This is a genomic window from Streptomyces sp. NPDC001204, from assembly GCF_053598035.1.
In genome coordinates this window covers 210,113-234,483 of sequence record NZ_JBSFJL010000004.1, presented here as the reverse complement: position 1 = coordinate 234,483, position 24,371 = coordinate 210,113, and the positions used below count along the sequence as shown (strand labels likewise).

At 73.0% G+C, this 24,371-nt stretch carries 21 protein-coding genes and 1 pseudogene; 7 read left to right on the top strand and 15 right to left on the bottom strand.

Annotation, left to right across the window (positions count from 1 at the left end):
* Positions 1 to 150: 150 nt before the first annotated feature.
* The 3 genes from ACWC91_RS08335 (at position 151) to ACWC91_RS08325 (ending at position 2,164) form a co-directional block, all read left to right on the top strand.
* The gene (locus tag ACWC91_RS08335; protein WP_141355925.1) at positions 151 to 699 is read left to right on the top strand and encodes a sigma-70 family RNA polymerase sigma factor; all 549 of its coding nucleotides are present in this window, start codon (positions 151 to 153) and stop codon (positions 697 to 699) included.
* A 148-nt stretch (positions 700 to 847) separates the two neighbouring features.
* Positions 848 to 1,363, top strand: coding sequence for a hypothetical protein (locus ACWC91_RS08330; protein ID WP_141355927.1), 516 nt, complete (start codon positions 848 to 850; stop codon positions 1,361 to 1,363).
* A 150-nt stretch (positions 1,364 to 1,513) separates the two neighbouring features.
* Positions 1,514 to 2,164: an anti-sigma factor family protein gene (locus tag ACWC91_RS08325; RefSeq protein ID WP_225076817.1), complete on the top strand. Its 651-nt coding sequence runs from the start codon at positions 1,514 to 1,516 to the stop codon at positions 2,162 to 2,164.
* 4 nt (positions 2,165 to 2,168) lie between these two features.
* Here the strand turns inward: ACWC91_RS08325 and ACWC91_RS08320 are convergent, their stop codons facing one another.
* Positions 2,169 to 3,032, bottom strand: coding sequence for an Fpg/Nei family DNA glycosylase (locus ACWC91_RS08320; protein ID WP_225076818.1), 864 nt, complete (start codon positions 3,030 to 3,032; stop codon positions 2,169 to 2,171).
* 108 nt (positions 3,033 to 3,140) lie between these two features.
* Entirely contained in the window at positions 3,141 to 5,228 is a 2,088-nt protein-coding gene (locus ACWC91_RS08315; RefSeq protein WP_225076819.1) for a SpoIIE family protein phosphatase, read from the bottom strand.
* Positions 5,229 to 5,328: 100 nt separating this feature from the next.
* Here ACWC91_RS08315 and ACWC91_RS08310 point away from each other — a divergent pair, with 100 nt between their 5' ends.
* On the top strand, positions 5,329 to 6,777 hold the full coding sequence (locus tag ACWC91_RS08310; protein WP_376500067.1) for a lipase maturation factor family protein: 1,449 nt from the start codon (positions 5,329 to 5,331) through the stop codon (positions 6,775 to 6,777).
* Positions 6,778 to 6,817: 40 nt separating this feature from the next.
* Positions 6,818 to 7,225, top strand: coding sequence for a DUF3224 domain-containing protein (locus ACWC91_RS08305; RefSeq protein ID WP_225076821.1), 408 nt, complete (start codon positions 6,818 to 6,820; stop codon positions 7,223 to 7,225).
* A gap of 37 nt (positions 7,226 to 7,262) precedes the next feature.
* On the opposite strand, the pseudogene ACWC91_RS08300 reads toward ACWC91_RS08305, so the two are convergent.
* The 7 genes and pseudogenes from ACWC91_RS08300 to ACWC91_RS08270 all read right to left on the bottom strand — a co-directional run.
* Positions 7,263 to 7,795 (bottom strand): annotated as a pseudogene (locus ACWC91_RS08300) (amidohydrolase family protein); the annotation flags it as partial.
* Positions 7,792 to 8,775: an aldo/keto reductase gene (locus ACWC91_RS08295; RefSeq protein WP_281153999.1), complete on the bottom strand. Its 984-nt coding sequence runs from the start codon at positions 8,773 to 8,775 to the stop codon at positions 7,792 to 7,794. The pseudogene ACWC91_RS08300 and the gene ACWC91_RS08295, both read right to left, overlap by 4 nt.
* Positions 8,772 to 9,113: a hypothetical protein gene (locus ACWC91_RS08290; protein WP_450643411.1), complete on the bottom strand. Its 342-nt coding sequence runs from the start codon at positions 9,111 to 9,113 to the stop codon at positions 8,772 to 8,774. Before ACWC91_RS08290 ends, ACWC91_RS08295 begins: the two co-directional genes overlap by 4 nt.
* Before the next feature lie 61 nt (positions 9,114 to 9,174).
* A complete protein-coding gene (locus ACWC91_RS08285) occupies positions 9,175 to 9,642 on the bottom strand; it encodes a DUF4231 domain-containing protein (protein WP_225076823.1) in 468 nt (155 codons plus the stop codon).
* Positions 9,643 to 9,724: 82 nt separating this feature from the next.
* Positions 9,725 to 12,736 carry an alpha-mannosidase gene (locus ACWC91_RS08280; protein WP_450643412.1) on the bottom strand — a complete coding sequence of 1,004 codons (3,012 nt, stop codon included), beginning with the start codon at positions 12,734 to 12,736 and terminating at the stop codon, positions 9,725 to 9,727.
* A gap of 51 nt (positions 12,737 to 12,787) precedes the next feature.
* On the bottom strand, positions 12,788 to 14,017 hold the full coding sequence (locus ACWC91_RS08275) for an SPFH domain-containing protein (protein WP_225076825.1): 1,230 nt from the start codon (positions 14,015 to 14,017) through the stop codon (positions 12,788 to 12,790).
* A gap of 33 nt (positions 14,018 to 14,050) precedes the next feature.
* Positions 14,051 to 14,302, bottom strand: a complete 252-nt coding sequence (locus ACWC91_RS08270) for a hypothetical protein (protein ID WP_141355947.1) — start codon at positions 14,300 to 14,302, stop codon at positions 14,051 to 14,053.
* Between the two features lie 186 nt (positions 14,303 to 14,488).
* On the opposite strand from ACWC91_RS08270, the gene ACWC91_RS08265 reads away from it, so the two are divergent.
* Entirely contained in the window at positions 14,489 to 15,841 is a 1,353-nt protein-coding gene (locus ACWC91_RS08265) for an amidase (RefSeq protein ID WP_450725846.1), read from the top strand.
* A gap of 47 nt (positions 15,842 to 15,888) precedes the next feature.
* Here the strand turns inward: ACWC91_RS08265 and ACWC91_RS08260 are convergent, their stop codons facing one another.
* Positions 15,889 to 16,371 carry an N-acetyltransferase family protein gene (locus ACWC91_RS08260; RefSeq protein ID WP_450644852.1) on the bottom strand — a complete coding sequence of 161 codons (483 nt, stop codon included), beginning with the start codon at positions 16,369 to 16,371 and terminating at the stop codon, positions 15,889 to 15,891.
* A 53-nt stretch (positions 16,372 to 16,424) separates the two neighbouring features.
* Positions 16,425 to 16,598 carry a hypothetical protein gene (locus ACWC91_RS08255; protein WP_225076828.1) on the bottom strand — a complete coding sequence of 58 codons (174 nt, stop codon included), beginning with the start codon at positions 16,596 to 16,598 and terminating at the stop codon, positions 16,425 to 16,427.
* A 444-nt stretch (positions 16,599 to 17,042) separates the two neighbouring features.
* On the opposite strand from ACWC91_RS08255, the gene ACWC91_RS08250 reads away from it, so the two are divergent.
* Positions 17,043 to 17,471, top strand: a complete 429-nt coding sequence (locus tag ACWC91_RS08250) for a hypothetical protein (protein WP_376500060.1) — start codon at positions 17,043 to 17,045, stop codon at positions 17,469 to 17,471.
* A gap of 55 nt (positions 17,472 to 17,526) precedes the next feature.
* On the opposite strand, the gene ACWC91_RS08245 is transcribed toward ACWC91_RS08250, so the two are convergent.
* From ACWC91_RS08245 to glgC, 4 genes are all read right to left on the bottom strand, one after another.
* Positions 17,527 to 19,002: an SDR family NAD(P)-dependent oxidoreductase gene (locus ACWC91_RS08245; protein ID WP_450644855.1), complete on the bottom strand. Its 1,476-nt coding sequence runs from the start codon at positions 19,000 to 19,002 to the stop codon at positions 17,527 to 17,529.
* 103 nt (positions 19,003 to 19,105) lie between these two features.
* Positions 19,106 to 20,467 carry a wax ester/triacylglycerol synthase family O-acyltransferase gene (locus ACWC91_RS08240; protein ID WP_225076864.1) on the bottom strand — a complete coding sequence of 454 codons (1,362 nt, stop codon included), beginning with the start codon at positions 20,465 to 20,467 and terminating at the stop codon, positions 19,106 to 19,108.
* 168 nt (positions 20,468 to 20,635) lie between these two features.
* Positions 20,636 to 22,975 (bottom strand): GH92 family glycosyl hydrolase, encoded by a 2,340-nt coding sequence (locus ACWC91_RS08235; RefSeq protein WP_450644012.1) that lies wholly within the window; start codon positions 22,973 to 22,975, stop codon positions 20,636 to 20,638.
* A gap of 139 nt (positions 22,976 to 23,114) precedes the next feature.
* Positions 23,115 to 24,335 carry a glucose-1-phosphate adenylyltransferase gene (gene glgC, locus ACWC91_RS08230; protein WP_225076832.1) on the bottom strand — a complete coding sequence of 407 codons (1,221 nt, stop codon included), beginning with the start codon at positions 24,333 to 24,335 and terminating at the stop codon, positions 23,115 to 23,117.
* Positions 24,336 to 24,371 lie beyond the last annotated feature (36 nt).

The window sequence follows — 24,371 nt, the reverse complement described above, 5'->3', positions numbered from 1 at the left end:
AAACGGTATCGGGGCTTCGTTAGCCCGTCCGTGTGCGACAAGGGGCCTGACGGACCGTTCGTCGTACCGTTCGTCGACGCGATCGACCGTCCGTCGCACAGCGGTGCGCGCGCCCTGTCCCCGTGCGGCCCCCTGCGATGCCATACGGCCATGACGGCCGGAACCACCCTCCCGCACGGGACGACGACCGCCGAGCACGAGCTCGCCGCACTGCAACGCGAGCACGGCCGACCGCTCTTCGCACTGCTGCTGCGCCTGTGCGACGGCGACCGCCAGCGCGCCGAGGACCTGCTCCAGGAGACGCTCGTACGCGCCTGGCAGCACCCCGAGGCGCTGCGCGCCGACGCCTTCGACTCGGTGCGGCCGTGGCTGCTGACCGTGGCACGCCGGCTCGCGATCGACGCGCGCCGCGCCCGGCAGGCCCGGCCGCCCGAGGTCGGGGACGCGGACCTGGAGAACGCGCGGGTCATCGCCGACCACGCCGAGCGGTCCGCCGCGACGCTCGACGTCCGGGAGGCTGTGAAGACACTCACTCCCGAGCACCGTGAAGTCCTGGTGCTGGTGTACTTCCGGGGGGCCAGTGTGGCGGAGGCCGCCCGGACCCTGGGCATCCCGCCCGGTACCGTGAAGTCCCGCGCGTACTACGCGCTGCGCGCCCTGCGCCGGATGCTTCCGGGATACGCGGCCGACCTGCGGTGAAACCGACTGCCGAGTCAAACCTCCGTAAAGCGCCTTGCCGTGGACCGCTGTTGAGTAATCGGCTGTCCTCATCCGTGTTCCGACAGGGGGCATGACCCCGGGACCCGGGGTCGGGCGAGGAGCGCGCACCGGAGGAAGGCAGGAAGGGATGCTGCACAGAGGTCACGAGAGCACGGACGGCCAGGGCGGCGGCGAACTGGCCGTGCCCATGGCCTGGTTGTACGCGGAGTACATCGCCGACGAACTGCTGCGCACCGGCGATCTGATGCCGCCGACGTCGTTCGAGTTCCGCGCCGGGCGGGACGCGCTGGCGCTCACCATCTTCCTCTCCGACACCGGCGGCGAGCTCTCCCGTGTCCGGGTGGTCTCCCAGCTGGAGACCTGGCTGTCGCTGACCGCGTACGACCAGCCGTGGCAGGACTGGGTGTGCGAGCGGATGGCCTGCCTCGCGGCCGAGGCGGACGCCCGCGGGGTGCCCTCGCCGGACCTGGCGCTGGCCGGGGCGGCCTGGCGCTGGCTGGAGGAGACCGAGCTGCTCGCGCCCGATCTGGACGCGGTGCCGGGCGGTGCGGGCGTGGTCGGCGAGGACGAGGGACCGAAGGTGTGGACGCCCGCCTGGCGGCTCGGACTGCCCCTCGGGCATCTGGCCATCCACCTCTTCTAGAACTTCCCGGAGTCCGACCAATCCGAGGGACCGGCCGCTCCGAACGTCTTGATTACGATTCGGAACGTGGCTGAGTGAATCCGGTGCCGGGTGCGTACGGGTGGGAGCAAGGAGTAACCCCACCCGCACTCACAGGCACGAGGATTCGGCATGAGGTCCCTGGAACGGCATCGCGACGTCGGCGCGTACGCGCTCGGCATGCTGGACGAGGCGGACGCCTTCCGCTTCGAGGACCACCTCATGGAGTGCCCTCGCTGCGCGGCGCAGGTCACCGAGTTCGGACCCACGGCGCGGCAGCTGATGCTGTACCGGCGGGCCACGCCGCGCTTCGTGCACCCCATGACCCGGCCCGGACCCGCGCTGCTGGACCGGCTGCTCGGCGAAGTGGCGCGGCGGCGCCGGGCCGGACGCCGGCGCGTCCTCTACGGTCTGGCCGCCTCGGTGGTGCTCGCCGTGGGCGGACCCGCGGTCGCCGTCGTCGTCGGGCACCCCGACGGGCCCGCCCGGTACACGGCGACCGACGCGACCACGGGCGTGTGGGCCGAGGTCAGGGCCGCCGACCGGGACTGGGGCAGCGATCTGGAGGTGCGGGTCAAGGACGGCGCGGGCCCGCATTCCTGCCGGCTCGTCGTGGTCGGCCGGGACGGCTCGGAGCAGACCGTGACCACCTGGCACGTCTCCCCGCACGACGCGCGGCCCAGCACGGTCGCGGGCGGCACGACGATGCATCCCGGCCAGATCGACCGCTTCGAGGTGCGCACCGCGGACGGACAGCCCCTGGTGACCCTCTCCGCGCGCTGAGCCGTCACTTGAGCAGCCGGGACAGGCGCCGGTCGGCCAGCGGTTTCCCGCCCGTCTGGCAGGTCGGGCAGTACTGGAGCGAGGAGTCGCTGAAGGACACCTCGCGGATGGTGTCCCCGCACACCGGGCAGGGCTCGCCGGTCCGGCCGTGCACGCGCAGGCCGCCCTTCTTCTCCGCCTTCAGCCGTCCGGCCGCCAGGCCCCTGGAGCGCGCGACCGCCTCCGTCAGGGTGGCGCGCAGCGCCTCGTACAGGGTGCGCGTCTCCCGCGGCGTCAGGGAGGTGGCCAGCTTGAACGGGGACATCTTGGCCGCGTGCAGGATCTCGTCGCTGTAGGCGTTGCCGACACCCGCGATCAGGCCCTGGTCGCGCAGGGCGCCCTTGATCTGCCGCCGTTCCCCCGCGAGCAGTCGGGCGAACCGCTCCTCGTCGAAGTCGTCTGCCAGCGGGTCGGGACCGAGGCGGGCCACACCGGGCACCTCCTGCGGATCCCGTACGACGTACACCGCGAGCCGCTTCTGGGTGCCCGCCTCGGTGAGGTCGAACCCCGCGCCGTTCTCCAGGGCGACGCGCAGGGCGAGCGGGCCCTTGCCGGGGCGGGGCGCGCCGTCGGGCAGACGGTCCTTCCACTGGAGCCAGCCCGCGCGGGCCAGGTGGGTGACGAGGTGGGGGCCGCCGTCGGTGCTCAGGTCCAGGAACTTGCCGTGCCGGCGCACCGCGGTGACCTCGCGGCCCTCGAGGGCGGTGACCGGGGGGTCGTACGTCTTCAGCACGCTGATCGCGACGGGCAGCACGCGCACGATCTCGTGGCCGACCAGGTGGTCGGCCAGGAAGTCCTTGAGCGCTTCGACCTCGGGCAGTTCCGGCATAGGTCCAGAGTGCCACCGCGCGCCCGGGGCGCCATGCGGTGCGCCGGACGCCTCGGCTCCCGGCCCCCGGTTCTCGGCCCTCGGTCTCCGGCTCCCGGCCCTCGTCCCTCAACTCTGGTCAGGGACCGCGAACTCGCACCACACGCACTTGCCGCCGCCGCGCGCCTCCACGCCCCAGACGTCGGTGAGCCGGTCCACGAGCAGCAGTCCCCGGCCGGAGACGCCGTCCTCTCCCGGATCGCGGCGGCGCGGCAGGGCGCTGGAGGAGTCCTCGACCTCGATCCGCAGCCGCCGGTCGGGGCCGCTGAGGTCCCGCAGGGTGACGATCGCGGCGCCCTCGGTGTGCATCAGGGCGTTGGTGATCAGTTCGTCGGCCACGAGTTCGATCTCGTACGCGTTTTCCTCGGCGCCCCGGTCCCGCACCGCCGTGCGGATCATGTGCCGGGCCCGGGTCAGGGCCTCGGGATCGCCGGGGGGCACGTAGTGCTGGAGCCGGCCGACGGGCTGCCGCTCGGCCGGCACCCGGCGGCGCAGCACCAGCAGGGCCACGTCGTCGTCACCGCCCCGCGCCTCGGCCATCGCGATCAGCCGGTCCGCGAGGTCCCGTACGTCGCCGGGTCCGGCGGCGACGGACCGTGCCAGGGCGCGCATGCCGTCGTCGAGGTCGGCGCCGGGCTGTTCGACCAGGCCGTCGGTGCACAGCACCAGGGACTGCCCGGGATCGAGCTCCATGGTGCCGACCGGGTACTCCAGGGTGCCGAACTCGGCGGACAGGCCGAGCGGCAGCCCCCCGTCGACGGCGACCCGGTGGCAGCTTCCGTCGTTGTGCCGCACCAGCGGGTCGATGTGCCCGGCCCGCACCAGCTGGACCACGCCGGTGGACAGGTCGGCCTCCGCGTACAGGCAGGTGGCGAAGCGCTCCGTGTCGAGTTCGTGCAGGAAGACCGAGGCACGGGCCATCACGGTGGCCGGTGCGTGGCCCTCGGCCGCGTAGGCGCGCAGCACGATGCGGAGCTGGCCCATGACGGCGGCGGCGTGCGTGTCGTGGCCCTGGACGTCGCCGATGACGGCGCCGACCCGGCCGCCGGGCAGCGGGATCAGGTCGTACCAGTCCCCGCCGATGTCCCGGCCCAGGGAGCCGCCCGCGTAGCCGGAGCGGTAGCGGACGGCGACGTCGGCGCCGGGCACGCTGGGGATGGTGCGCGGCAGCATGGCCTGTTGCAGGCCCCGGGCGAGGTCCTTCTCCTGCTCGTAGAGCATGGCCCGCTGGAGGCTCTGCGCGATGCTGCTGCCGAGGGCGATCAGTACGTTGCGCTCCTCCGAGGTGAAGCCCCGCCGGTCGCTGTAGAGCAGACCCATGCCGCCGATCGGGCGGGCCTGGGCGATCAGCGGCAGATAGGCCGCCGAGGTGATGTCCAGTCCGGTGATGTGCGGCCACAGGATGGGGTAGCGCTCGGCGAAGTCCTCGGGGGACTCGATGAAGCGGGGGCTGAGGGTGCGCACGGCCTCGCTCATCGGGTAGGGCTCGTCGATCCGGGTGACACGGGTGCCGGGCACGGAGGAGCCCTCGGGGCCCTCGGCGACGAGCCGGATGCGGCCGGCCTCGACCAGACCGAGGACCAGGCTCTTGGAACCGAGGAGGGCCAGCCCGTGGGAGTCCTTGACGACGTCGATGACGTCCTGCACGGTGCGCGCGTGGGCGAGGGCGGCGGTGGCGGTCTCCACGACGTTGGTCTGCCTGCGCCGGGCCGCGGCCTGGGCGGCCCGCTCCCCGCGGGCGGCGATGTCGCCGAGTTCCTCGGAGGCGTCGCGGAGGATCCCGGTGATCCTGCGCGGCCGGCCCGTCTCGTCGCGCTGGATGTAGCCCTGCACGTGGGCCCAGCGCAGGCCGCCGTCGCGCAGGCGCAGGCGGACGTAGGTGCCGTAGTTCCGGCGGCCCTCCTTCATCGCCTGGGCCACCAGGGCGTCCAGCCGCTCGCGCTCGGTCCGCAGCAGCCGCCGGCCCACGGTGCCCGGACGGCGGTCGTCCTCCCCGGGGGTGAGGTCGAAGATCCAGTGGGCCTGGGCGTCCAGGTGTACGAGCCCGGCGTCCAGGTCCCAGTCGAAGGTGCCCATGCCGTTGAGCGCCAGAATGGGATCCGGGGTGGCGGGCCAGTCCTCCGGGAGTGACAGGGCGGGGGCTCCCTGTTCAGCCATGGGGACACCTTGCCAGGGATCGGCTGATTCTTCGAGCCGGGGGTGGGGTAGCCGGGGCCCGTGACTTTCCCGGAGGACGAGAGGAGAGGAGCGCTCGACCGTGGGTTGGTTCACCGCACCCGAGTACTGGCTGAGCCGGCTGGTCTTCCAGCGGGCGCTGGCCGTGGTGTACCTCGTCGCCTTCCTGACGGCGGCCCTCCAGTTCCGGGCGCTGCTCGGCGAACGGGGCATGCTGCCGATCCCCCGTTTCCTCCGGCGGGTGCCGTTCACCCGGGCGCCGAGCCTGTTCCACCTGCGCTACTCCGACCGGCTCTTCGCGGTCGTCGCCTGGGCCGGGTGCGCGGTGTCGGCGGCGCTGGTCGCGGGCGCGGACTCGCTGGTGCCGCTGTGGGCGGGCATGCTGCTGTGGCTCGTTCCCTGGGCGCTGTACCTGTCGATCGTCAACGTCGGGCAGACCTGGTACGGCTTCGGGTGGGAGTCGCTGCTGCTGGAGACCGGGTTCCTCGCGGTCTTCCTCGGCAACGACGAGGTGGCCCCACCCGTCCTCGTGCTGTTCCTGCTGCGCTGGATCCTCTTCCGTGTAGAGTTCGGCGCCGGGCTGATCAAGCTGCGCGGCGACGCCTGCTGGCGGAAGCTGACGTGTCTGCACTACCACCACGAGACGCAGCCGATGCCGGGCCCGCTGAGCTGGTTCTTCCACCACCTGCCGGGCCCGCTGCACAAGGCGGAGGTGGCCGCCAACCACGTCACGCAGCTGATCGTGCCGTTCCTGCTGTTCACTCCGCAGCCCATCGCCACGGCCGGCGCCGCGCTGATGATCGTCACCCAGCTCTGGCTGGTGCTGTCCGGGAACTTCTCCTGGCTGAACTGGATCACGATCGTGCTGGCGCTGTCCGCGGTCCGCTTCCCGGGGAACGCGCCGACCACGCCGGCCGCGCCGCTGTGGTACGAGGTCGTGGTGCTGGCCGTGGCCGTGCTGGTGGTGTTCCTCAGCTACCACCCGGTGGTGAACATGGTCTCCCGCCGGCAGGTCATGAACCGCTCCTTCGACCCGCTGCACCTGGTCAACACCTACGGCGCGTTCGGCAGCGTCAGCCGCGTCCGCTACGAGGTGGTGGTGGAGGGCACGCTGGACGAGGTGCGGGACGAGGACCACGAGGACCACGAGGACCACGAGGACGTGGAGTGGCGGGAGTACGAGTTCCGGGGCAAACCCGGTGATCCCCGGCACTGGCCGCGCCAGTTCGCGCCCTACCATCTGCGCCTGGACTGGATGATGTGGTTCGCCGCGCTGTCCCCGGCGTACGCGGGCGTCTGGTTCGGCGCGCTGGTGGAGCGGCTCCTGGAGAACGACCGCGACACCCTCCGGCTGCTGCGCCGCTCCCCCTTCCCGCCCGACCAGCCCCCGCGATACGTCCGCGCCCGGCTCTTCCGTTACCACTACACGACCTGGCGGCAGCTGCGGGCCACCGGTGCCTGCTGGGACCGGACCTATGTGCGGGACTTCCTGCCGCCTACCCGGCTGGCGGCAGGCGCCCGGGAGCCGTGACCGGCCCCCGTTGTCGGACCCGGACGGTACGGTCGCGGGCATGAGAGCTACGGGCACCTTCACCGTGAAGTCGTTCAACCCCACCGGTCTCAAGCCGGACCCGGCAGTCTCCACCGGCCTCCCGGTCGGCGTCGCCACGCTGGAGAAGCGCTTCGAGGGCGAGATCACCGGCCGTGCGGCGACCCTTTTCACCGCCGCGTACGACCAGGAGTCCGGCGTCGGCACGTATGTGGCGATGGAGTCGTTCGAGGGCACCCTGCACGAGCGGCGGGGCGCCTTCAACTTCGTCCACTCGGCCACGACGACCGGCACCGACCGCACGGCCGAGTTCTTCACCGTCGTCCCCGCGAGCGGCACCGGCGAGCTGGGCGGGATCACGGGCACCGGCGGCCTGCGGGTCGACGCGGACGGCACGCACCGGATCTGGTTCGACTACGAACTCGGCTGAGGCGCGCCCGCCCGGTCACAGTCCGTACAGCGCCGTGCGCCGTCCCCTCGAAGACCGCCCCGCGTTCGACGGCGGTCGTCGAGGTCAGCTCCCGGCCCGCGGCGAGGACCCCGGCGTATCCCGCGGCCGGGGTGCACACCGGCCGGTCCGAGCCGTGCGTCAGGCTGTCCGGGCCGAAGGCGCCCAGGTCCACGTCGGCGTACGGGCGCGGTCCGGCGATGGTCCAGCTGGCGGGGTCGGCCTCGGTGGCCAGGCCGGTGGCGGCCGCCGGGCAGGTCACCGAGGCCGGTCCGCCGGTTCGGCCGCGATGCCGGGCCGGGTGAGGTCCACCCAGCCGGCCACGCCCGCGATCAGGTCGTGTGCGTCCGCCAGGGCCGGCAGCTCGGGCGTCTCCTCGGGCACGGTGACCGTCTGGACGAGGACCGTGCGGTCGACTCCGGCGGCACGGGCCCGCGGCTGGAGGTCCTCGACGGTGAAGTTCCGGCGCGGTGGCCACGGTTCGTCCCACCTGATCCAGTCCTGATTACGCACCGTCAGGTCCCGGACGTGGTGGTGGGCGTCGACCGTCACGGCGTCGCCCCTCCTGGCGGCTCCTCCGGGGGCAGCAGTCCGGGGTCTCTCAGCTCCTGCCAGAAGGCGGCGGGCACAGGTGTGGCGAACTGCTCGGCGCAGTCGCGGACTTCGTCGGCCGAGCGGGTACCGACCAGGACGGAGGCCACGGCCGGGTGGTCGGCGCAGAACCTCAGGGCCGCGCCCCGCAGGGTGAGGCCGTGGCGGTCGGCAACCGCCTTCATACGCTGGGCCCGCTCCACCAACTCCGGTGATGCGCTGGCGTAGTTGTACGTGGCTCCGGGCCTGGGGTCCGCCAGCAGGCCGGAGTTGAAGGCGCCGCCGATGACGACGGACACGCCCCGCTCGGCTGCCGCGGGCAGCAGTTCCGTCCGGGCGCGCTGGTCGAGCAGGGTGTACCGGCCGGCGCACAGCACCACGTCCACGTCCGTGTCGCGGACGAAGCGGGTCAGCATCTCCGACTGGTTCATGCCCGCCCCGATGGCCCCGACCACGCCCTGGGCACGCAGTTCCTCCAGCGCCGGGTAGCCCTCGCGGAATGCCTGCTCGGCGTGGTCGTCGGGGTCGTGCAGGTAGACGACGTCGACGCGGTCCAGGCCGAGCCGTTCGAGGCTGGCCTCCAGAGCGCGCCGTACCCCGTCGGCGCTGAAGTCCCACACCCGGCGGTGGGTGGCGGGCACGGCGAAACCGTGGGCGAGGTCGCTCCCGCCCGGGTCCGCGGGCTCGAGCAGGCGGCCGACCTTCGTGGAGATCGTGTACGCCGACCGGGGAAGGCCGCGCAGGGCCGCGCCGAGCCGGCGTTCGGACAGGCCGAGGCCGTAGTGCGGGGCGGTGTCGAAGTAGCGGATGCCCTGCTCCCAGGCGGCGGCCACGGCCGCCCGCGCCTGCTCCTCGTCCACCTCGGTGTAGAGGTTGCCGATGGCGGCGGCACCGAAGCCGAGGGCGCTGACCTCGACCCCGCTCCCGCCCAGCGTCCTCACCGGGCCTCCCGGCGCGGCCGCAGGCCCCGCATGCCGCCGTCGACGGCGAGGACGGTGCCGGTGGTGGTACCGGACGGCGGGCTCGCCGAGTACGCGACGGCCGCAGCGACCAGGCGTCCGGTGGGCCGGCGGGCCTCCGGCGCGGCGCGTTCGGCGGCCGGATCGGGGGCGGCGGCATGCCCTCCGGGTCCGTCGTCGGCGTCCGTGCGCGGTACGACGTGGGCCGCCGAGCAGTCGGGGTCCGGGTTCATCGCGTCGGAGCCGTCGAGTTCGCACGAGGCGGGGAAGCGGATGTCGTGGGTGTCGACCGCGGTGATGCGGGCGGGCGTCGCGGACACGGATGGCCTTTCGGTCGGTGGCGGGGGAACTCGCGAGGTCGGGCCTGGACTCCGGTCGTACTCAGGGGCCGGGGGCCGGCAGTGGCGGTTCCGGACTGCGGGTCCGGGACTCGGACCATTCGCGCAGCTCATCGGCGCCGACCTCCTCGATCACTGTCCGCAGGGTCTGCCGGGCCGCGGCGTCGCGTTCCGGTTCGGGCAGGAGCAGATACCGGTCGACGGCTCTGCGCAGGGTCTCGCGTGCCCGCGCGGTGAGCACCCAGCGGGAGCCGGGGTCGAACAGCTGCCGCATGCCGGTGAAGAACACGGCACCGCCCGCGATCACCGCGGTCAGCCAGGCCGGTGCGTGCAGACCGGCGGCGACGACCGTCACCGAGGTGGTGGCGAGGGCGCCCAGCTCCGTGCCCCGGTGCAGCCGCCTGGCTCGGTCACAGGACCGGCTGTAGAACGTCAACTCCCTTTCGGCCAAGGCCAGCAGGGGATCCGGCTGGGCGGCCCAGGAGTGGTCGGGCACCGCTCTTCGTGTCATCGCCACATCATCGTGTCCGCGCACCTCACCGGGAAAGAGCGGCACGGCACGATCCCGCCGCGCCGCCCCCCGGTTCAGGGCCTCACGCGCGCCGAAGCCGCAGCGTCATCAGCTCGAACGGGCGCAGCCGCAGGGCGATCCGGCCGCCGTCCCGCTCCGGTTCGGCCGTCTCGGGCAGGGGCCGCTCCAGCAGGTCCGTCACCGTCACGTCCGCGAGCTCGAACCCGGCCGTCAGGGTCGCCCTCGCCCGGCCGCCGTGGGCCTCGTGGAAGCGGACCACCACGTCACCGCTGCCGTCGTCGGCCAGTTTCACCGCCGTCACGACCACCGCGTCCTCGTCCACCGTCACCAGCGGAGCCACCTCCCCGCCGCCGGTCAGCCGCCGCTCGGGCATGTTGATCCGCCAGCCCTCGCGGACCGCGTCCCCGATGCCCGCGCCGGGCACCAGGGCGTGCCGGAAGCGGTGCGTGCCCTGGTCGGTCTCGGGGTCGGGGAAGCGCGGAGCGCGCAGCAGGGACATCCGGACCGTGGTGGTGGTGCCCCGGTCGCCGTCGGTGCGGACCGTGCGGGTCACATCGTGGCCGTACGTCGAGTCGTTGACGACGGCGACGCCCCAGCCGGGCTCGGCCACATGCACGAAACGGTGGTTGCAGGCCTCGAACTTGGCCGCGTCCCAGGAGGTGTTGGTGTGGGTGGGCCGGTAGAAGTGCCCGAACTGCGTCTCCGACGCGTACCGTTCGGCGTGCACGTCGAGCGGGAAGGCCAGTTTGAGGAACTTCTCCGTCTCGTACCAGTCGACCTCGGTGTCCAGCACCAGCCGCCGCTCCCCCGCCGGAAGCGACAGCACCTGGGTGACCCGGGAATCCTCGAAGGACCGTACGACCCGTACCGAGGCACCGTCCTCGCCGGCCGTGACGGACTCGGTGTCGGTGAGGTCGGTGACCGTGTTGCGGTAGAACTCGTCCACGTCCCAGGCGTCCCACATGTTCGGGAGGTCCGGGTGCAGTTGGAGGAGGTTCGCGGCCCGGCCCGGAGCGATCGTCTCCCGGCCGGCCTCGATGTCGTACGCCGAGACGACCAGACCCCGGTCGTCGATCCCGATCCGCAGCAGGCCGTTGTCCAGCACGTGTCCGCCGCCCGCGCGGGGCCTCAGCTCCGTGCTTCCCCCGGTGGCCGGGGTGGCGGCGCCGCCGGCCGGGACGCCCGCCCGTGGGTGCGGGGCCGCGTTGAAGAGGAGCGGTGTGACGCCCTCACCCGCCAGGGCGCGCTGCGCGGACTCGACGATCCGGTTCAGCTCCCCGGCGATCCGCTCGTACGTGGCTCGCGCCTCGCGGTGCACCCAGGCGATGGAGGAGCCGGGCAGGATGTCGTGGAACTGGTGCAGCAGCACCGTTTTCCAGATCCGGTCCAACTCCTCGTAGGGGTAGGCGAATCCCGTGCGTACGGCCGCCGTCGCCGCCCACAGCTCGGCCTCCCGCAGCAGGTGTTCGCTGCGCCGGTTGCCCTGCTTGGTCCCGGCCTGGCTGGTGAGGGTGGCGCGGTGCAGCTCCAGGTACAGCTCACCGACCCAGACGGGGGCTTGCGGGTACTCGGCCTCGGCGCGGTCGAAGAAGGCCCGCGGTGTCTCCCACACCACCCGGGCGGAGCCCTCCAGGTCGCGCAGCCGGGCCGCCTTGGCGACCATCTCCCGGGTGGTGCCGCCGCCTCCGTCGCCCCAGCCGGTGGGGGCGAGGGAGTGCCGGGCGGCGCCCTTGTCCTTGAAGGTGCGTGCCGCGTGGGCGATCTCGGCGCCCGACATGGAGCAGTTGTAGGTGTCGACGGGCGGGAAGTGGGTGAAGATCCGTGTGCCGTCGATGCCCTCCCACCAGAACGTGTGGTGCGGAAAGGCGTTCGTGCGTGACCAGGAGATCTTCTGCGTGAGCAGCCGGGTGGAGCCCGCCGCCCTGATGATCTGCGGCAGTCCGGCGGCGAAGCCGAACGTGTCGGGCAGCCAGGCCTCGTCGTTCTCGATGCCGAACTCGTCGAGGAAGAACCGCTTGCCGTGCACGAACTGCCGGGCCATCGCCTCCGAGCCGGGCATGTTGGTGTCGGACTCCACCCACATGCCCCCGGCCGGCACGAACCGCCCGTCAGCGACGGCCTTCTTCACCCGCGCCCACACCTCGGGCCGATGTTCCTTGAGCCACGCCCACTGCTGGGCCTGGGACATGGCGAAGACGAACTCCGGCTCGTCCTCAAGGAGCGCGGTCATGTTGGACGCGGTGCGGGCCACCTTGCGCACGGTCTCGCGCAGCGGCCACAGCCACGCCGAGTCGATGTGGGCGTGCCCGACCGCGCTGATCCGGTGCGCGGAGGCGGCGGCGGGCGCGGCCAGCACCTCGGTGAGCCGGGCGCGGGCCCGCTCCGCCGTGCCGTTCACGTCCTGGAGGTCGACCGCGTCGAGCGCCCCGTCCACCGCGCGCAGGATCTCCCAGCGGCGCTGCGAGTCCGCCGGCAGCTCGGCCATCAGCTCGCCCAGCACCTCCAGGTCGATGACGAGCTGCCACACGTTCTCGTCGAACACGGCGAGGTCCATGCGTGTGAGCGTGTACTGCGGCTCGTCGCCCGCCGTCTCCCGGTCCCCGAGCGGGGTGGGCAGGAAACCGGGGATGACGGGGTTGGAGGCGGCCTCGATGTGCAGCCGCACCTCCTCGCCGCCCAGGGCGGGGGCACCGACGCGGACCCACTGGTTGCGCGGGTTGAGCCCTTTCACCGGGGTGCCGTCCGGCCGGAGGACCAGGCCCTCGCACTGGAAGCCGGGCATGTTCTCGTCGAAGCCGAGGTCGAGCAGGGCTTCGACGGTTCTCCCGGCCCATGCCTCGGGCACGGTGCCGGTCACCCGGAACCAGCTGGTGCCCCACGGCGCACCCCACCGGCTGCCCACCTCGATCGGCTCGGGCTCGGCGGCCAGGCCCTCGGCGACCGGTACGGGCTCGCCGGGCGCGTGCCACACCGCCACCTCCAGCGGGACGGACTCGGGATACACGGCGGGACGGATGCGTTCGTCGAGCACTCGCCGGAGGCGGGCCTCGGCCAGGCCGCGGTCGTCATGCATGCGGGACGCTCCGTGGAGTGGGCGGGCGGCGGTCCGGGCCCGGCGCGGGCATCAGCGGGTTCGGGGGTCCGGCCGTTCCCCGTCGGCCGTGCCCTCGCGCGGCTCGGCTTCCCCGGTGTCCGGCCGCGGCGCGCTCGGACCCCTCAGCGCGAGCCGGCCGTCGCCCTCCTCGGGCCGGGCGCCGCCGGAGTTCCGGTCGCCGTGGCCGTTCAGGTTCTGCCGGACCGAGTCCAGGATCGTCAGACCCTGGGCGACCAGGCCGGCCGCGATCTCGCCGAGCCCGTCGGCGCCGTTCAGGACGTTGACGTTGGCCCCGGACAGGCCGCCCGCCGCCTCCTTCACGATCAGCGGCAGCTGGTCGATGAGCATCCGGTCCAGGGCGACACGGTCGAACGACGCCGCGGCCTCGGCCTGGATCTTCATCCGCTGCGCCTCGGCGGCGGCGAGGACCCTGACGCGTTCGGCCTCGGCCTCGGCGGGCTTCACGATCTCGGCCACCAGCTCCTGCTGGCGCAGCCTGGCCTGCCGCTGAGCGAGTTCGGTCTGGGCGTCCAGCACCTCCTGCCGGGCGTGTGCCTGTGCCAGCGGGCCGGCCTGGGCCGCCCGCGCCTGGGCGCGGTCCACCTCGGCCGAGTACTCCGCCTTCACCACCGCGGTCTGCCGGGCGTACTCGGCCTGCTGGCGCGCCGCCTCCTGCTCCGCCTGGGCGGCCGCCTGGTTGGCCTGGGCCTGGGCGATCTGGGCCTGCCGCCGGATGGCCGCCTTGTGCGGCGCGGACATCGCGTCGATGTAGCCGGTGTCCCCGTCGTCGATCGACTGGATCTGCAGCGAGTCCACGATCAGGCCGATCTTCGCCATCTCGGTCTTCGAGGTGTCCAGCACCTCGGCTGCGAGCTTCTGCCGTTCGGTGACGATCTCCTCGACCGTCATCGAGCCGATGATGGCCCGCAGGTGGCCGGCGAAGATCCGGCCGGTCAGGACCGACATCTGGTCCTGGTCGGAGAGGAACCGCTGGCCCGCGTTGATGATGCTCTCGGTGTCGTTGCCGACCTTGAAGGCGATGACGGCACGCACGTGCAGCGCGATGCCCTGCCTGGTGACGCAGGTCTCGACGACCTCGGACTCGCACATGGACAGGGTGAGGAAGCGGACCTTGCGGAAGACGGGGAGCACGAACTTGCCGTGGCCCGTCACCACCCGGAACGGCGCGCCGCCCAGTCCCCGCCTGCCTCCGGAGATCAGCATCGCCTCGTCGGGGGCGGGAACGCGGTAACCGAACATGGTCTTGTTCTCCTTAGTCCGGATCAGCCCGGATCAGCCACGCTCTACAGGATCGTCCCGCAATCTCTCCAAGGGGTCGCCCCACGCGATGACGTCGACCTCACGGCATCCGCGTGATTCGACCACGAGCACCGTCGCACCGATCGGCAGCGGTTCCTGCGACCAGGCGAGGAAGGTCTCGGAACCGCCTCTGACCCGTACCAGGATCTCGCCCGGACCGGCGGAACCGCGCGTTCCGATGAGAAGCTCCCCCGTGCAGCCGATCACGGCCTCGTCCTGTGCCATCGCCGACCGGTTCCCCTCGTACGCGTCCTCTGCCTTCGACCTTAGACCCACTCGGACGGGCCGCATACGCCGCTGCGCCGGCCTTTCCGCGACGGGCGCCTCTCGACGCGGCACCCGTCGCCGGGCACAGTTCTCCCTGCGTACTCGCGAGTACGAAACCGCCCGTCCCCCATCCGAGGAGCGCCCGTGACCAACTGGGCCGGCCGCAGTGCCGCCGAGATCGCCGCCGCCGTACGCGAGAGGCGGGCCACGCCCCGCGAGGTGGTGGCCGAGCACCTCGCCCGTATCGAGCGGCTCGACGGCCGCGTCGGCGCCTTCCGCGCCGTCCGCGCCGGGGCCGCGCTCGAGGAGGCCGACGAGGTGGCGGCCCGCGGCGATCTGGCCGGGCTGCCGCTCGCGGGTGTGCCGGTGGCCGTCAAGGACAACCTGGCGGTGCGGGGCGAGTCCAGCCGCGTGGGTTCGGCCGCGACCCCGGACACTCCGGCCGTCGACGACCATGTCGCGGTGGCCCGGCTGCGGGCGGCGGGCGCGGTGGTCGTCGGGGTGACGAACGTGCCCGAGCTGTGCGTCTTCGGCACCACGGAGGGCGTTCACGGCACCACCCGCAACCCGTGGGACACCACCCGGAACGCGGGCGGCTCCTCGGGCGGCAGCGCGGCGGCGGTCGCCGCCGGCATGGTCCCGGTCGCCCTCGGCAACGACGGCATGGGCTCGCTGCGCATCCCGGCGGCCAACTGCGGCCTGGTCACCATCAAGCCGGGTCACGGGGTGGTGCCCGCCGGTATCGGCGAAGGCGACTGGTTCGGCATGGCCGAGAACGGGCCGCTCGCCACGACCGTAGAGGACGCGCGGCTGATGCTCTCCGTACTGACCGGCACCGAGGTCGTACGCGGTCGGGAGGCGGCCCCGCGCACGATCGCCGTGTCCGTGCGCAGCCCGCTCACCGGGGTGGGCGTGAGCAGGCCCTACGCCGTCGCCACCCGGGACGCGGCACGGTTGCTGGCCGGGGCCGGTCACCGGGTGCGCCGGGCCGAGCCGCCGTATCCGATGTCGCTGGGCGTGACGGCCCTGCGGCACTGGACGGCGGGCACGGCCGTGGACGCGGCGGGCCTGGACCCGCGGCGGCTGACGCGGCGCACCCGGGTGCACGCGGCCGTGGGGCGGCGGTTCCTGAACGGGGTACGCGCGGATACGCGGCGGGAGGCGCTGCGGCGGCGGATGGAGCCGTTCTTCGCCGAGTACGACGTGCTGCTCACCCCCGCGCTGGCCCGCCGCTCCCCGCAGGCCGGGCCCTGGCACGAGCGGGGCTGGCTGCGCAACGTGCTGGCCGACACCTCCTACTCGCCGATGACCCCGCCCTGGAACCTGACCGGATGGCCCGCGATGGCGGTGCCGTTCGGCACGCTGCCCTCGGGCGCCCCGTGCGCCGTTCAGCTGGTGGGCCGTCCGGGCTCGGAGGCGGACCTGCTGGACCTGGCGGAGCAGATCGAGCGGCTGCGCCCGTGGCCCCGGACGGCGGACCTGCTGCCGGACGCGTAGGGCCGCCCCGGGCTCGCGGGCCCGCTCCGGAGGGCCCGGTACATGTTCTAGAGGGCCCGGTACATGATGTGCAGGCCCACCAGGCCGTGCCGGGGGTGCTCGAACGCCTCCGGCACCGTGCCGAGGATCCGGAAGCCGAGCGAGGTCCACAGCCCGACGGCGGGGTTGCTCTCCACGACGGCGTTGAAGACCATCGCCCGGTAGCCGGCGGCCGTCGCGGACTCGAGGACGTGTTCGGCCAGGGCACGGCCGAAGCCGCGCCCGGCCTGGTCGGGGTCGACCATGAAGCCCGCGTTGGCGACACGTGCCGCGGGACCGCCGTAGTTGGGGGTGACATAGGCGGAGCCGACGACCGCCCCGGTGTCGTCCTCGGCGACGTACACGCGTTTGGCGGGGCTCATCCACAGGGCCCGGGCATCCTCCTCGGAGGTGTCCGGGTCCCAGGCGTAGGTCTCGGCGGCGGCGACGATCCGGTGCCAGAAGGGCCAGATCCGCGGCCAGTCCTCGGCCGCGGCTTCTCTGATCAGCATGGGCGTGAGTGTGGCACGCCCATGCGGTCGGCGATCGCGACGGGTTCTGGCGGTCAGTCCACGCTGGGCAGGATGTGCGGCTCGGCCAGGTCGTCCTCGTAGCCCGCCAGGCGGATCGGGGCGGAGCGGGCCCACACGTCGAGGCTGCCCAGTTCCGCGGGCCTTCGGCCCGCGCGCTCCGTGCGTTCGTTGGGGCGCTGCTCGCGATTCGTCTTCTCCGGTGTCACCGCGCACTCCTTATGTGTCGGTCACCCTCGGGGCATGCGGCCGGGTCGCACCGCGCCGCCCGAAGCCCGCTCGGGTCTGGTTCTCTGGCATCTCGGACGCGGTGGCGTCGGCAACTGAGGTGCGAGCAGGCCGTGGTGCACCGGCTTGCCCCGGGACGGACCATGGGTGTGGATGGAACCCCTAGTCGCTGTCCGTCCACCCCAGATTAACCAAATGAGCGGACCCCTGCTCGATGGGGCTGCAAAGAGCAGGTAACTATCTGACGTCGCGCGTGTTGATTGGACCATTTACGGGGTGATTTGTCGCATCATGTGCCGGGCGGGATTCATCCCTGAGAGCTACCCGGCACACCCGTGGGACAGTTCAGGTTCCGTTGGCCGCGCCGCAAGCTCGCCATGATCTGCTGACCCACCACGACGGCTTTCTCGCGGGAGGACCGACGCATGGAGCTGCGCAGCGCCGAGGAGCTCATGGACCTGCTGTACGCCTGCCCGCCCGACGCCCGCGCCCACGCCCTGCGCACCGCCGCCCTGCTGCGCCGGCACCATCCGGCCGACAAGGAGCTCCAGGTGGCGGGCCTGGTCCACGGCGTCGGCCGGCTGTTGCGGCCGGGCGGCGGAACCGGTGCGTCCGACCCCGCGGCGGACGCGGTGCACGGGTTGCTCGGCGAGCGCGTCTCCCGCCTCGTACGGCGGCACGCGGCGGCCGCCGGCGGCCGTCTGCCCGACGAGTCCGACGAGGACGCGCTGTCGTTGCGCCAGGCGGCCGAGGAGGCCCGCACCACCGGCTTCGACGCCGGCGTCCTGGAGGACTGGCGCACGGTCCTGGAGCTCCTCGCGGCGGGCAACTACCGGCTGCGGACCGTGGACTGACACGGCGTCGGTTGGGGCCGGGCCGGGCGGCCGGAGGGCCGCCCCGGCCGGCGGTTCACCACTTCCCCGGCGCGTAGTCCTTGAGGAAGACGCCGTACAGGTCCTCGCCCGCCTCGCCGCGGACGATCGGGTCGTAGACGCGGGCGGCGCCGTCCACCAGGTCGAGCGGGGCGTGGAAGCCGGCCTCGGCGAGGCGCACCTTGTCGGGGTGCGGGCGCTCGTCGGTGATCCAGCCGGTGTCGACGGCCGTCATCAGGATGCGGTCCTTCTGGAACATCTCCTCGGCGCTGGTGCGCGTGAGCATGTTCAGGGCGGCCTTGGCCATGTTGGTGTGCGGGTGGCCGGCGCCCTTGTAGCCGCGGTTGAACACGCCCTCCATGGCGGAGACGTTCACGATGTAGGCGCGGCGGGCCGCGGCGGCCGCCATCGCCGGACGCAGCCGGCTGATCAGGATGAAGGGCGCAGTCGAGTTGCAGAGCTGGACCTCCAGCAGCTCCACCGGCGTGACGTCCTCCACCGCCTGGATCCAGCTGTTGGTGTGGTGCAGGTCGGGCACCAGCCCGCCGGCGTCGATGGCCGTGCCGGCGGCGATCCGCTCCAGGGACGCCGAGCCGGAGACCAGCGCCAGGTCGGTGACGTCCTGGGCCGTGAGCGCGCCGCCGCCCGCCACCGGCAGCTCCGCGACCGCCCCGGAGCCGAACGTGCCGATCACCTCGGCCGCGGGCAGCTCACCGGCCGGCATCGGGGCCGACTCGGCGGCGACCAGCTCGCTGTAGGCCTGCGCGGAGCGCCGTACGGTCTGGGCGGCGTTGTTGATCAGGATGTCCAGGGGCCCCTCGGCGGCGACCGAGTCGGCCAGGGCCACCACCTGGGCCGGGTCGCGCAGGTCGATGCCGACGATCTTCAGCCGGTGGATCCACTCGTCGCTGTCGGGCTGGGCCTTGAAGCGGCGGATGGCGTCATTGGGGAAGCGGGTCGTGATCGTGGTGTGCGCGCCGTCGCGCAGCAGCCGCAGCCCGATGTACATGCCGATCTTGGCACGGCCGCCGGTGAGCAGGGCGCGCTTGCCCGTGAGGTCGGCGCGGGCGTCCCGGCGGGCGCGGTTCTCGGCGGCGCACCGCGGACAGAGCTGGTGGTAGAAGTAGTCGACCTCGACGTAGCGGGACTTGCAGACGTAGCAGGAGCGCGGGCGCTGGAGTATGCCCGCGATCTGCCCCTCCCGCGTCACGGACGAGGGCAGGATGCCCTCCGTCTCGTCGTCGATCCGCTGCGCGGAGCCGGTGGCCGTGGCCTCCGTGACCGCCTTGTCGTTCGCGGTCTTGGCGGCCCGGCGCTCCTGGCGGCGGCGCTGCTTGACCGTGCGGTAGATGTGCGAGGTGGCCCGGCGCACGGCGACGGCGTCCGGGTGGTCCACGTCGATCCCGTCGAGCTCCTTGAGCACGGCGAGGCACACGGCGAGGCGTTCGGGGTCGATACCGGGCCCGTACACCACTTCGTCCATGGCCGTCGAGCCCTCGTCTGTCACCGTCATCGCGCTGCCGTTCCCTGATCACCCGTGCGGCGCTCCGACTCGCGTCCGCTTTCGAACCGGGGATTTTACGGCAGCGCCGGGCCCGTAGGCCAAACCGCGGTGATCAGGATCCGCAGACCGTGATCAGGGTCTCCACCTCCTCGGCCACGGCGCGGGCGAGCCGGTTCAGGTCGGGCACGGCCTGCGCGTCGGCGACGAGCCCGTAGTGGACCTGGCCGCGGTAGGTGGAGATCGCGACGGCCAGGGACTGGCCGCGGGCCAGCGGCGCGAAGGGGTAGACCTCGGTCAGCGGGTGGCCGCCGAGTTTCAGGCCGATGCCGGGCAGCGGCACGCTGGTGACCAGGATGTCGAACCACAGCCGGGCGGCCTGGGCGACCAGTGGTCCGCCGAGCCGGTGGCCGAGGGCGGGCACGTGGTCGGCGAGCAGCGCGACCGCGCCCGCGCCCCGGTTGGGCCCGGCGTCCTTGTTGCGGTCCATGGCGGAGCGCACGGCGTCGAGCCGGCGCAGCGGGTCCGGGTCACCGACGGGGAGTTCCATCAGGTAGCCGGAGAGCCGGTTTCCCTGCGGGTGGGCGGTGCGCGGGCGGCGCCTGGAGACCGGGATCAGGGCGCGGGGCGCGATCCCCTCGGTGCCCTCGCCGCGCTCGTCGAGCCAGCGCCGCAGGGCGCCGGCGACGACCGCGATCAGCACGTCGTTGACGGTGCCGCCGACGGCCTTGCGGACCAGGTGCACGTCGTCGATGTCGACGACCGCGCCGGCGGTGCGGCGGGTTCCGGTGGGCTCGGCGGTGAGCGCCGGGGTGGACCGGGTGGCGAGCGACGAGAGGGCGACGGAGGCGCCGATGTCCAGGGCGCGGCCCACGTCGGACAGGGCGCCGCGCAGCGCCTCGGGCAGCTTGCGGACGTCGGGCAGCGAACCGCGTGCGGGCGCGGCCGGACGGGGCCGCGGGGTGGGCATGTCCATGGGGTCCAGAACGGCCGCGGCGAGGGTCAATGCGCGCAGGCCGTCGGCGAGGGCGTGGTGGAACTTGAACAGCACGGCGAAGGAGACGCCGTCCTCGCCCGGCAGTACGTGCGCCTCCCAGGGCGGGCGGTTGCGCTCCAGCGGGCGCTGCATGAGCCGGCCCGCCTCGGCGTGGAAGTCCGTGGCCGGGGCGTGCAGCCGGACGTGGTTGAGCGGGTCGAAGCCGGGGTCGGGTTCGCGGGCGGCGCCGCCGAAGCCGAGCGGCGGACGCAGCGCCTGGGCGAGGGGCCGGCGCAGGTCGAGCGGCCGCCACACGTCCCGGATCCGCATGCGCAGGCCGGGCACGGCGGCCGCGCGGGCGGCCAGCAGGTCGGCCGCGTGGGCGCCGGCGGTCGGCGAGTGGGCGGAGAAGACCCCGAGGGCGCCGAGGTGCATGGGGTGGTCGGCGGACTCGATGTTCCAGAACGCCAGGTCGAGGGGGGCGAGCAGGTCGGGAGTCAATGGCTTGCCTCGCATCGGCGGTGGGTGTGTAGGCAGTCAACCGCCCTCGACTGATTACAGTCAAGTACGATCAAGCTACTCTCAGTTAACAACAGATTAAGTCGGACCCCGGGAGAAAGGGGTGGGACACATGTGGCCTTCGAGGTCACTTCGGGCCTGCCGCGGGTGTCATCGCAGGGCGGGTGGTGCGGCCCGCGCGGATGTGCCCCACGCCGAGGGCCGCGGTCCCACGGTGTAGCTCAGGGTGCCGAGCGACCGCAGGGCGCGGGTGGTCAGATACGTCCGGTCGTGCGGCACCCCACCGGCCCGGACCGACTGGATGTACCGGTCCTCCCGCGAGGTGCCCGGCGCCGTGATGGTGAGGCCGCCGCGCGGGTAGTAGCCGCGGTCCAGTCGCAGGTCGACGCGTTCGAAGACGGGCGTGGACAGGCCCCAGGCGGGATAGCCGGGCTGGACGGGGAACAGGCCGAGGGAGGCCAGCACGTTCCAGGCGGACATGGTGCCCAGGTCGTCGTTCCCGCTCAGCCCGGCCGGCTCGTCGGTGAACAGGGTCAGCGCGGCGTGCACCACGTCGGTGGTCTTCCACGGCTGCCCCGTCGACAGGTAGGTGTACGGCGCGGCGAGGTCCGGCTCGTTCATCGGGTTGTACTTGTCCGCGTCGTAGTAGGCGTACGGCCCGCTGACCCAGGTCTCGCGGACGGTGCGCTCGGGGTCCCTCAGCAGGCCGGCGTAGGCGAAGAACGCGTCGAGCCGTTCGTTGGCGGCGCGCCGGCCGCCGAGCAGGCGCACCAGGCCGGGCAGGTCCTGCGGCACCAGCCACTGGTACTGCCAGGGCGTGCCCTCGTGGAAGCCGACGCCGCGGGCCGGGTCCGCCGGTCCGGTGAAGGCGCCGGAGACGTCGCGGGCACGGAAGAAGCCGGTGGCGGGGTCGAACAGCTCGCGGTAGGCGCGGGAGCGGGCGGCGTACCGCGCGGCGTCCCCGTGGTGGCCGAGGGCGCGGGCCATCTGCGCGAGCATCGCGTCCGACAGGGCGTACTCCAGGGTCGCCGACGCGCCGAACGCGTAGTCGGAGTGACCGGGCTTCGCGGGCTCGTGGCCCTTGCGGTACGGGACGTAGCCGCGGGCGAGGTAGTCCGGGTTGGCGTCGCGGCCCACGGCCGGGGAGCCGGCGGGCGGCACCCCGTCGGCGTTCCGCCTCAGCGCCCGGTAGGCCCGCTCCTCGTACCCCTTCAGCAGACCCTGCTGGTAGGCGTTGGTCAGGAACGGGGTGACCGGGTCGCCGGTCATGACGTTCGTCTCGACGGTGCCGTAGCCCCACTTGGGCAGCCAGCCGCTCTCCTCGGCGACCCTGATCACCGAGATCGCCATGTCCCGGGACTCGCGCGGCGCGAGCAGGGCCAGCAACGGGGCCTGGGTGCGGTAGGTGTCCCACAGCGACCAGTTCTGGTAGTAGGTGAAACCCCGCGCGCGGTGGATCCGCCCGTCCCAGCCGGTGTAGCGGCCGTCGGCGTCGCTGCCGGTGTTCGGCGCCAGGAACGAGTGGTACAGCGCCGAGTAGAACGTGCGGCGCAGGACGGCGCCGCCGCCCCGGACGCGTACGTCGCCCAGCCGCCTCTCCCAGGACCGCCGGGCCGCGTCACGCACCGCGTCGAAGGAACGCCCGCCCTCCGCGGCCAGGTTGCGCGCCGCGCCTGCCGCGTCGACGTAGGACAGCGCGGTCGTCGCCTCCACCGTGCGGTCCTCGGTGGTGTCGAAGCGGACGTAGGCGCCGCCGTGTCCGGTTCTGGACCCCGCCGTGACCCTGGTGCCGTCCCAGGTGCCGTACGCCGTGAAAGGCCGGTCGAAGCGGGTGACGGTGTAGACCGTGTAGGGCCGGGTGTCCCGGCAGAAGCCGCGGCCCGTGATCGCGGTCCGCACGGTGCGGTCGTCCAGGATCTCCACCTTCGCGGCGACCGGCTTGTGCAGCGCCTGGGCCGCGTTGAGCAGGATGTTGGCCTTGCCGGTGGCCGGGAAGGTGTAGCGCTGCACCCCGGTACGCGCGCTCGCCGTCAGTTCGGCGCCGATACCGCCGGCACCGCCGGTACCCGGGGCCAGGCCGACGCGGTAGTAGCCGGGGCTCGCCCGCTCGGTGTCGTGGTTGAAGACGGCCGCGTACTTCGCGTAGTCCGTTCGAGTGACGTCACCGGTGGTCGGCAGCACCGGCAGGTCGCCACCGATGCGGCAGCCGACGCCGGAGAGGTGGACCAGGGAGAAGCCGCGGACACGGTCCTGGCCGTGGTCGTAACCGGTGCTGTGGCCGGTGTCCGGCGAGAGCTGCACCATGCCGAAGGGCACGGCCGCGCCGGGGAAGGTGTTGCCCTCGTTCGCGGTGCCGATGAACGGGTCGACCAGATCGGTGAGCCGGTCGTCGCGCGCTTCGGCGGCCGGTGCGGCGACGGGAGCGGCGGTCAGCGCGAACGCTGGCACCGCCACCGCCGCGCACAGGCGCAGGCGCCGGGTCCATCTCATGCAGGAAGACCTCCGAAGGAGACGTCACTGCCTGCATGATCAGGTCTGGGGGCCGGTCAGCCCGGCAACCGGCGTATGTCGCGCGCGACGCGTCGCGGATCGGCGCCCCCCGCGCGGCCCTCGGACGCGCCGCGTCGGGCTACGGGACCAGCTGTCCCTTGCCGAGGGCGATCACCCCGCCCTGGGAGACGGTGTACAGCTCGGCGTCCCGCTCGGGGTTGACGCCGATCGTCGCGCCGGGCGGCACCTCGACGTTCTTGTCCAGGACCGCGCCGCGCACGATGGCGCCCCGGCCCACCCGGACGTTGTCGTGCAGCACCGAGCCCTGGACGACCGCGCCCGGGTCGACCCGGACCCCCGGCGACAGCACGGAGCGGGTGACCTGCCCCCGGATCAGGCAGCCGGCGCTGATGATCGACTCGCCCGCGATCCCGCCCGCGTTGAACCGGGCCGGCGAGAGCTGCCCCGAGTGGGTGTAGATCGGCCAGTCGCGGTTGTAGAGGTTGAACGCCGGGCGCTCGGCGATCAGGTCCATGTGGGCGTCGTAGTACGCGTCGAGCGTGCCGACGTCCCGCCAGTAGCCCTGGTCGCGGCTGGTCTCGCCGGGCACGTGGTTGGAGCCGAAGTCGTACAACTGCGCCTCGCCGCGGTCGGTGAGCTGGGGCAGGATCGAGCCGCCCATGTCGTGCACCGACCGGTCGTCCTCCGCGTCCCGCTGGAGTGCCTCGATCAGCACCTTGGTGGAGAAGACGTAGTTGCCCATCGAGGCGAAGACGCACTCCGGGTCGTCGGGCAGCCCCGGCGGGTCGGCGGGCTTCTCCAGGAAGCGCTGCACGGTCTGCCCGTCCGAACCGGGGGTGATCACCCCGAACGACGACGACTCCGCGCGCGGCACCCGGATGCCCGCGACCGTCACGCCCGCGCCGCCCTCGATGTGCTCCTTGAGCATCTGCCGCGGGTCCATGCGGTAGACGTGGTCGGCACCGAACACCGCTACGTACTCGGGCTGTTCGTCGTGGATCAGGTTGAGCGACTGAAGGATCGCGTCGGCGCTGCCCAGGTACCAGCGCGGCCCGAGCCGCTGCTGGGCGGGGACCGGTGTGATGTAGTTGCCGAGCAGGCTGGACATCCGCCAGGTGGTGGTGATGTGCCGGTCCAGCGAATGCGACTTGTACTGGGTCAGCACGCAGATGCGCAGGATGTCGCCGTTGACGAGGTTGGACAGGACGAAGTCGACGAGCCGGTAGGTGCCGCCGAACGTGACCGCGGGTTTGGCGCGGTCCGCGGTCAGCGGCATCAGCCGTTTGCCCTCTCCGCCCGCGAGGACGATCCCGAGGACCGAAGGTCCACCACGACGCATGGCCGCTCCCCTCACCCGGTTGCGTCCCCTCCTGCA

What these genes read in the sequence shown, in the direction of transcription:
- glgC (WP_225076832.1), bottom strand. Translation starts at nt 24,335, where the DNA reads ATGCGTCGTGGTGGACCTTCGGTCCTCGGGATCGTCCTCGCGGGCGGA.
- ACWC91_RS08330 (WP_141355927.1), top strand. Translation starts at nt 848, where the DNA reads ATGCTGCACAGAGGTCACGAGAGCACGGACGGCCAGGGCGGCGGCGAA.
- ACWC91_RS08245 (WP_450644855.1), bottom strand. Translation starts at nt 19,002, where the DNA reads ATGACGGTGACAGACGAGGGCTCGACGGCCATGGACGAAGTGGTGTAC.
- ACWC91_RS08285 (WP_225076823.1), bottom strand. Translation starts at nt 9,642, where the DNA reads ATGACACGAAGAGCGGTGCCCGACCACTCCTGGGCCGCCCAGCCGGAT.
- ACWC91_RS08275 (WP_225076825.1), bottom strand. Translation starts at nt 14,017, where the DNA reads ATGTTCGGTTACCGCGTTCCCGCCCCCGACGAGGCGATGCTGATCTCC.
- ACWC91_RS08260 (WP_450644852.1), bottom strand. Translation starts at nt 16,371, where the DNA reads ATGCTGATCAGAGAAGCCGCGGCCGAGGACTGGCCGCGGATCTGGCCC.
- ACWC91_RS08280 (WP_450643412.1), bottom strand. Translation starts at nt 12,736, where the DNA reads ATGCATGACGACCGCGGCCTGGCCGAGGCCCGCCTCCGGCGAGTGCTC.
- ACWC91_RS08325 (WP_225076817.1), top strand. Translation starts at nt 1,514, where the DNA reads ATGAGGTCCCTGGAACGGCATCGCGACGTCGGCGCGTACGCGCTCGGC.
- ACWC91_RS08305 (WP_225076821.1), top strand. Translation starts at nt 6,818, where the DNA reads ATGAGAGCTACGGGCACCTTCACCGTGAAGTCGTTCAACCCCACCGGT.
- ACWC91_RS08270 (WP_141355947.1), bottom strand. Translation starts at nt 14,302, where the DNA reads ATGGCACAGGACGAGGCCGTGATCGGCTGCACGGGGGAGCTTCTCATC.
- ACWC91_RS08235 (WP_450644012.1), bottom strand. Translation starts at nt 22,975, where the DNA reads ATGAGATGGACCCGGCGCCTGCGCCTGTGCGCGGCGGTGGCGGTGCCA.
- ACWC91_RS08335 (WP_141355925.1), top strand. Translation starts at nt 151, where the DNA reads ATGACGGCCGGAACCACCCTCCCGCACGGGACGACGACCGCCGAGCAC.
- ACWC91_RS08315 (WP_225076819.1), bottom strand. Translation starts at nt 5,228, where the DNA reads ATGGCTGAACAGGGAGCCCCCGCCCTGTCACTCCCGGAGGACTGGCCC.
- ACWC91_RS08250 (WP_376500060.1), top strand. Translation starts at nt 17,043, where the DNA reads ATGGAGCTGCGCAGCGCCGAGGAGCTCATGGACCTGCTGTACGCCTGC.
- ACWC91_RS08320 (WP_225076818.1), bottom strand. Translation starts at nt 3,032, where the DNA reads ATGCCGGAACTGCCCGAGGTCGAAGCGCTCAAGGACTTCCTGGCCGAC.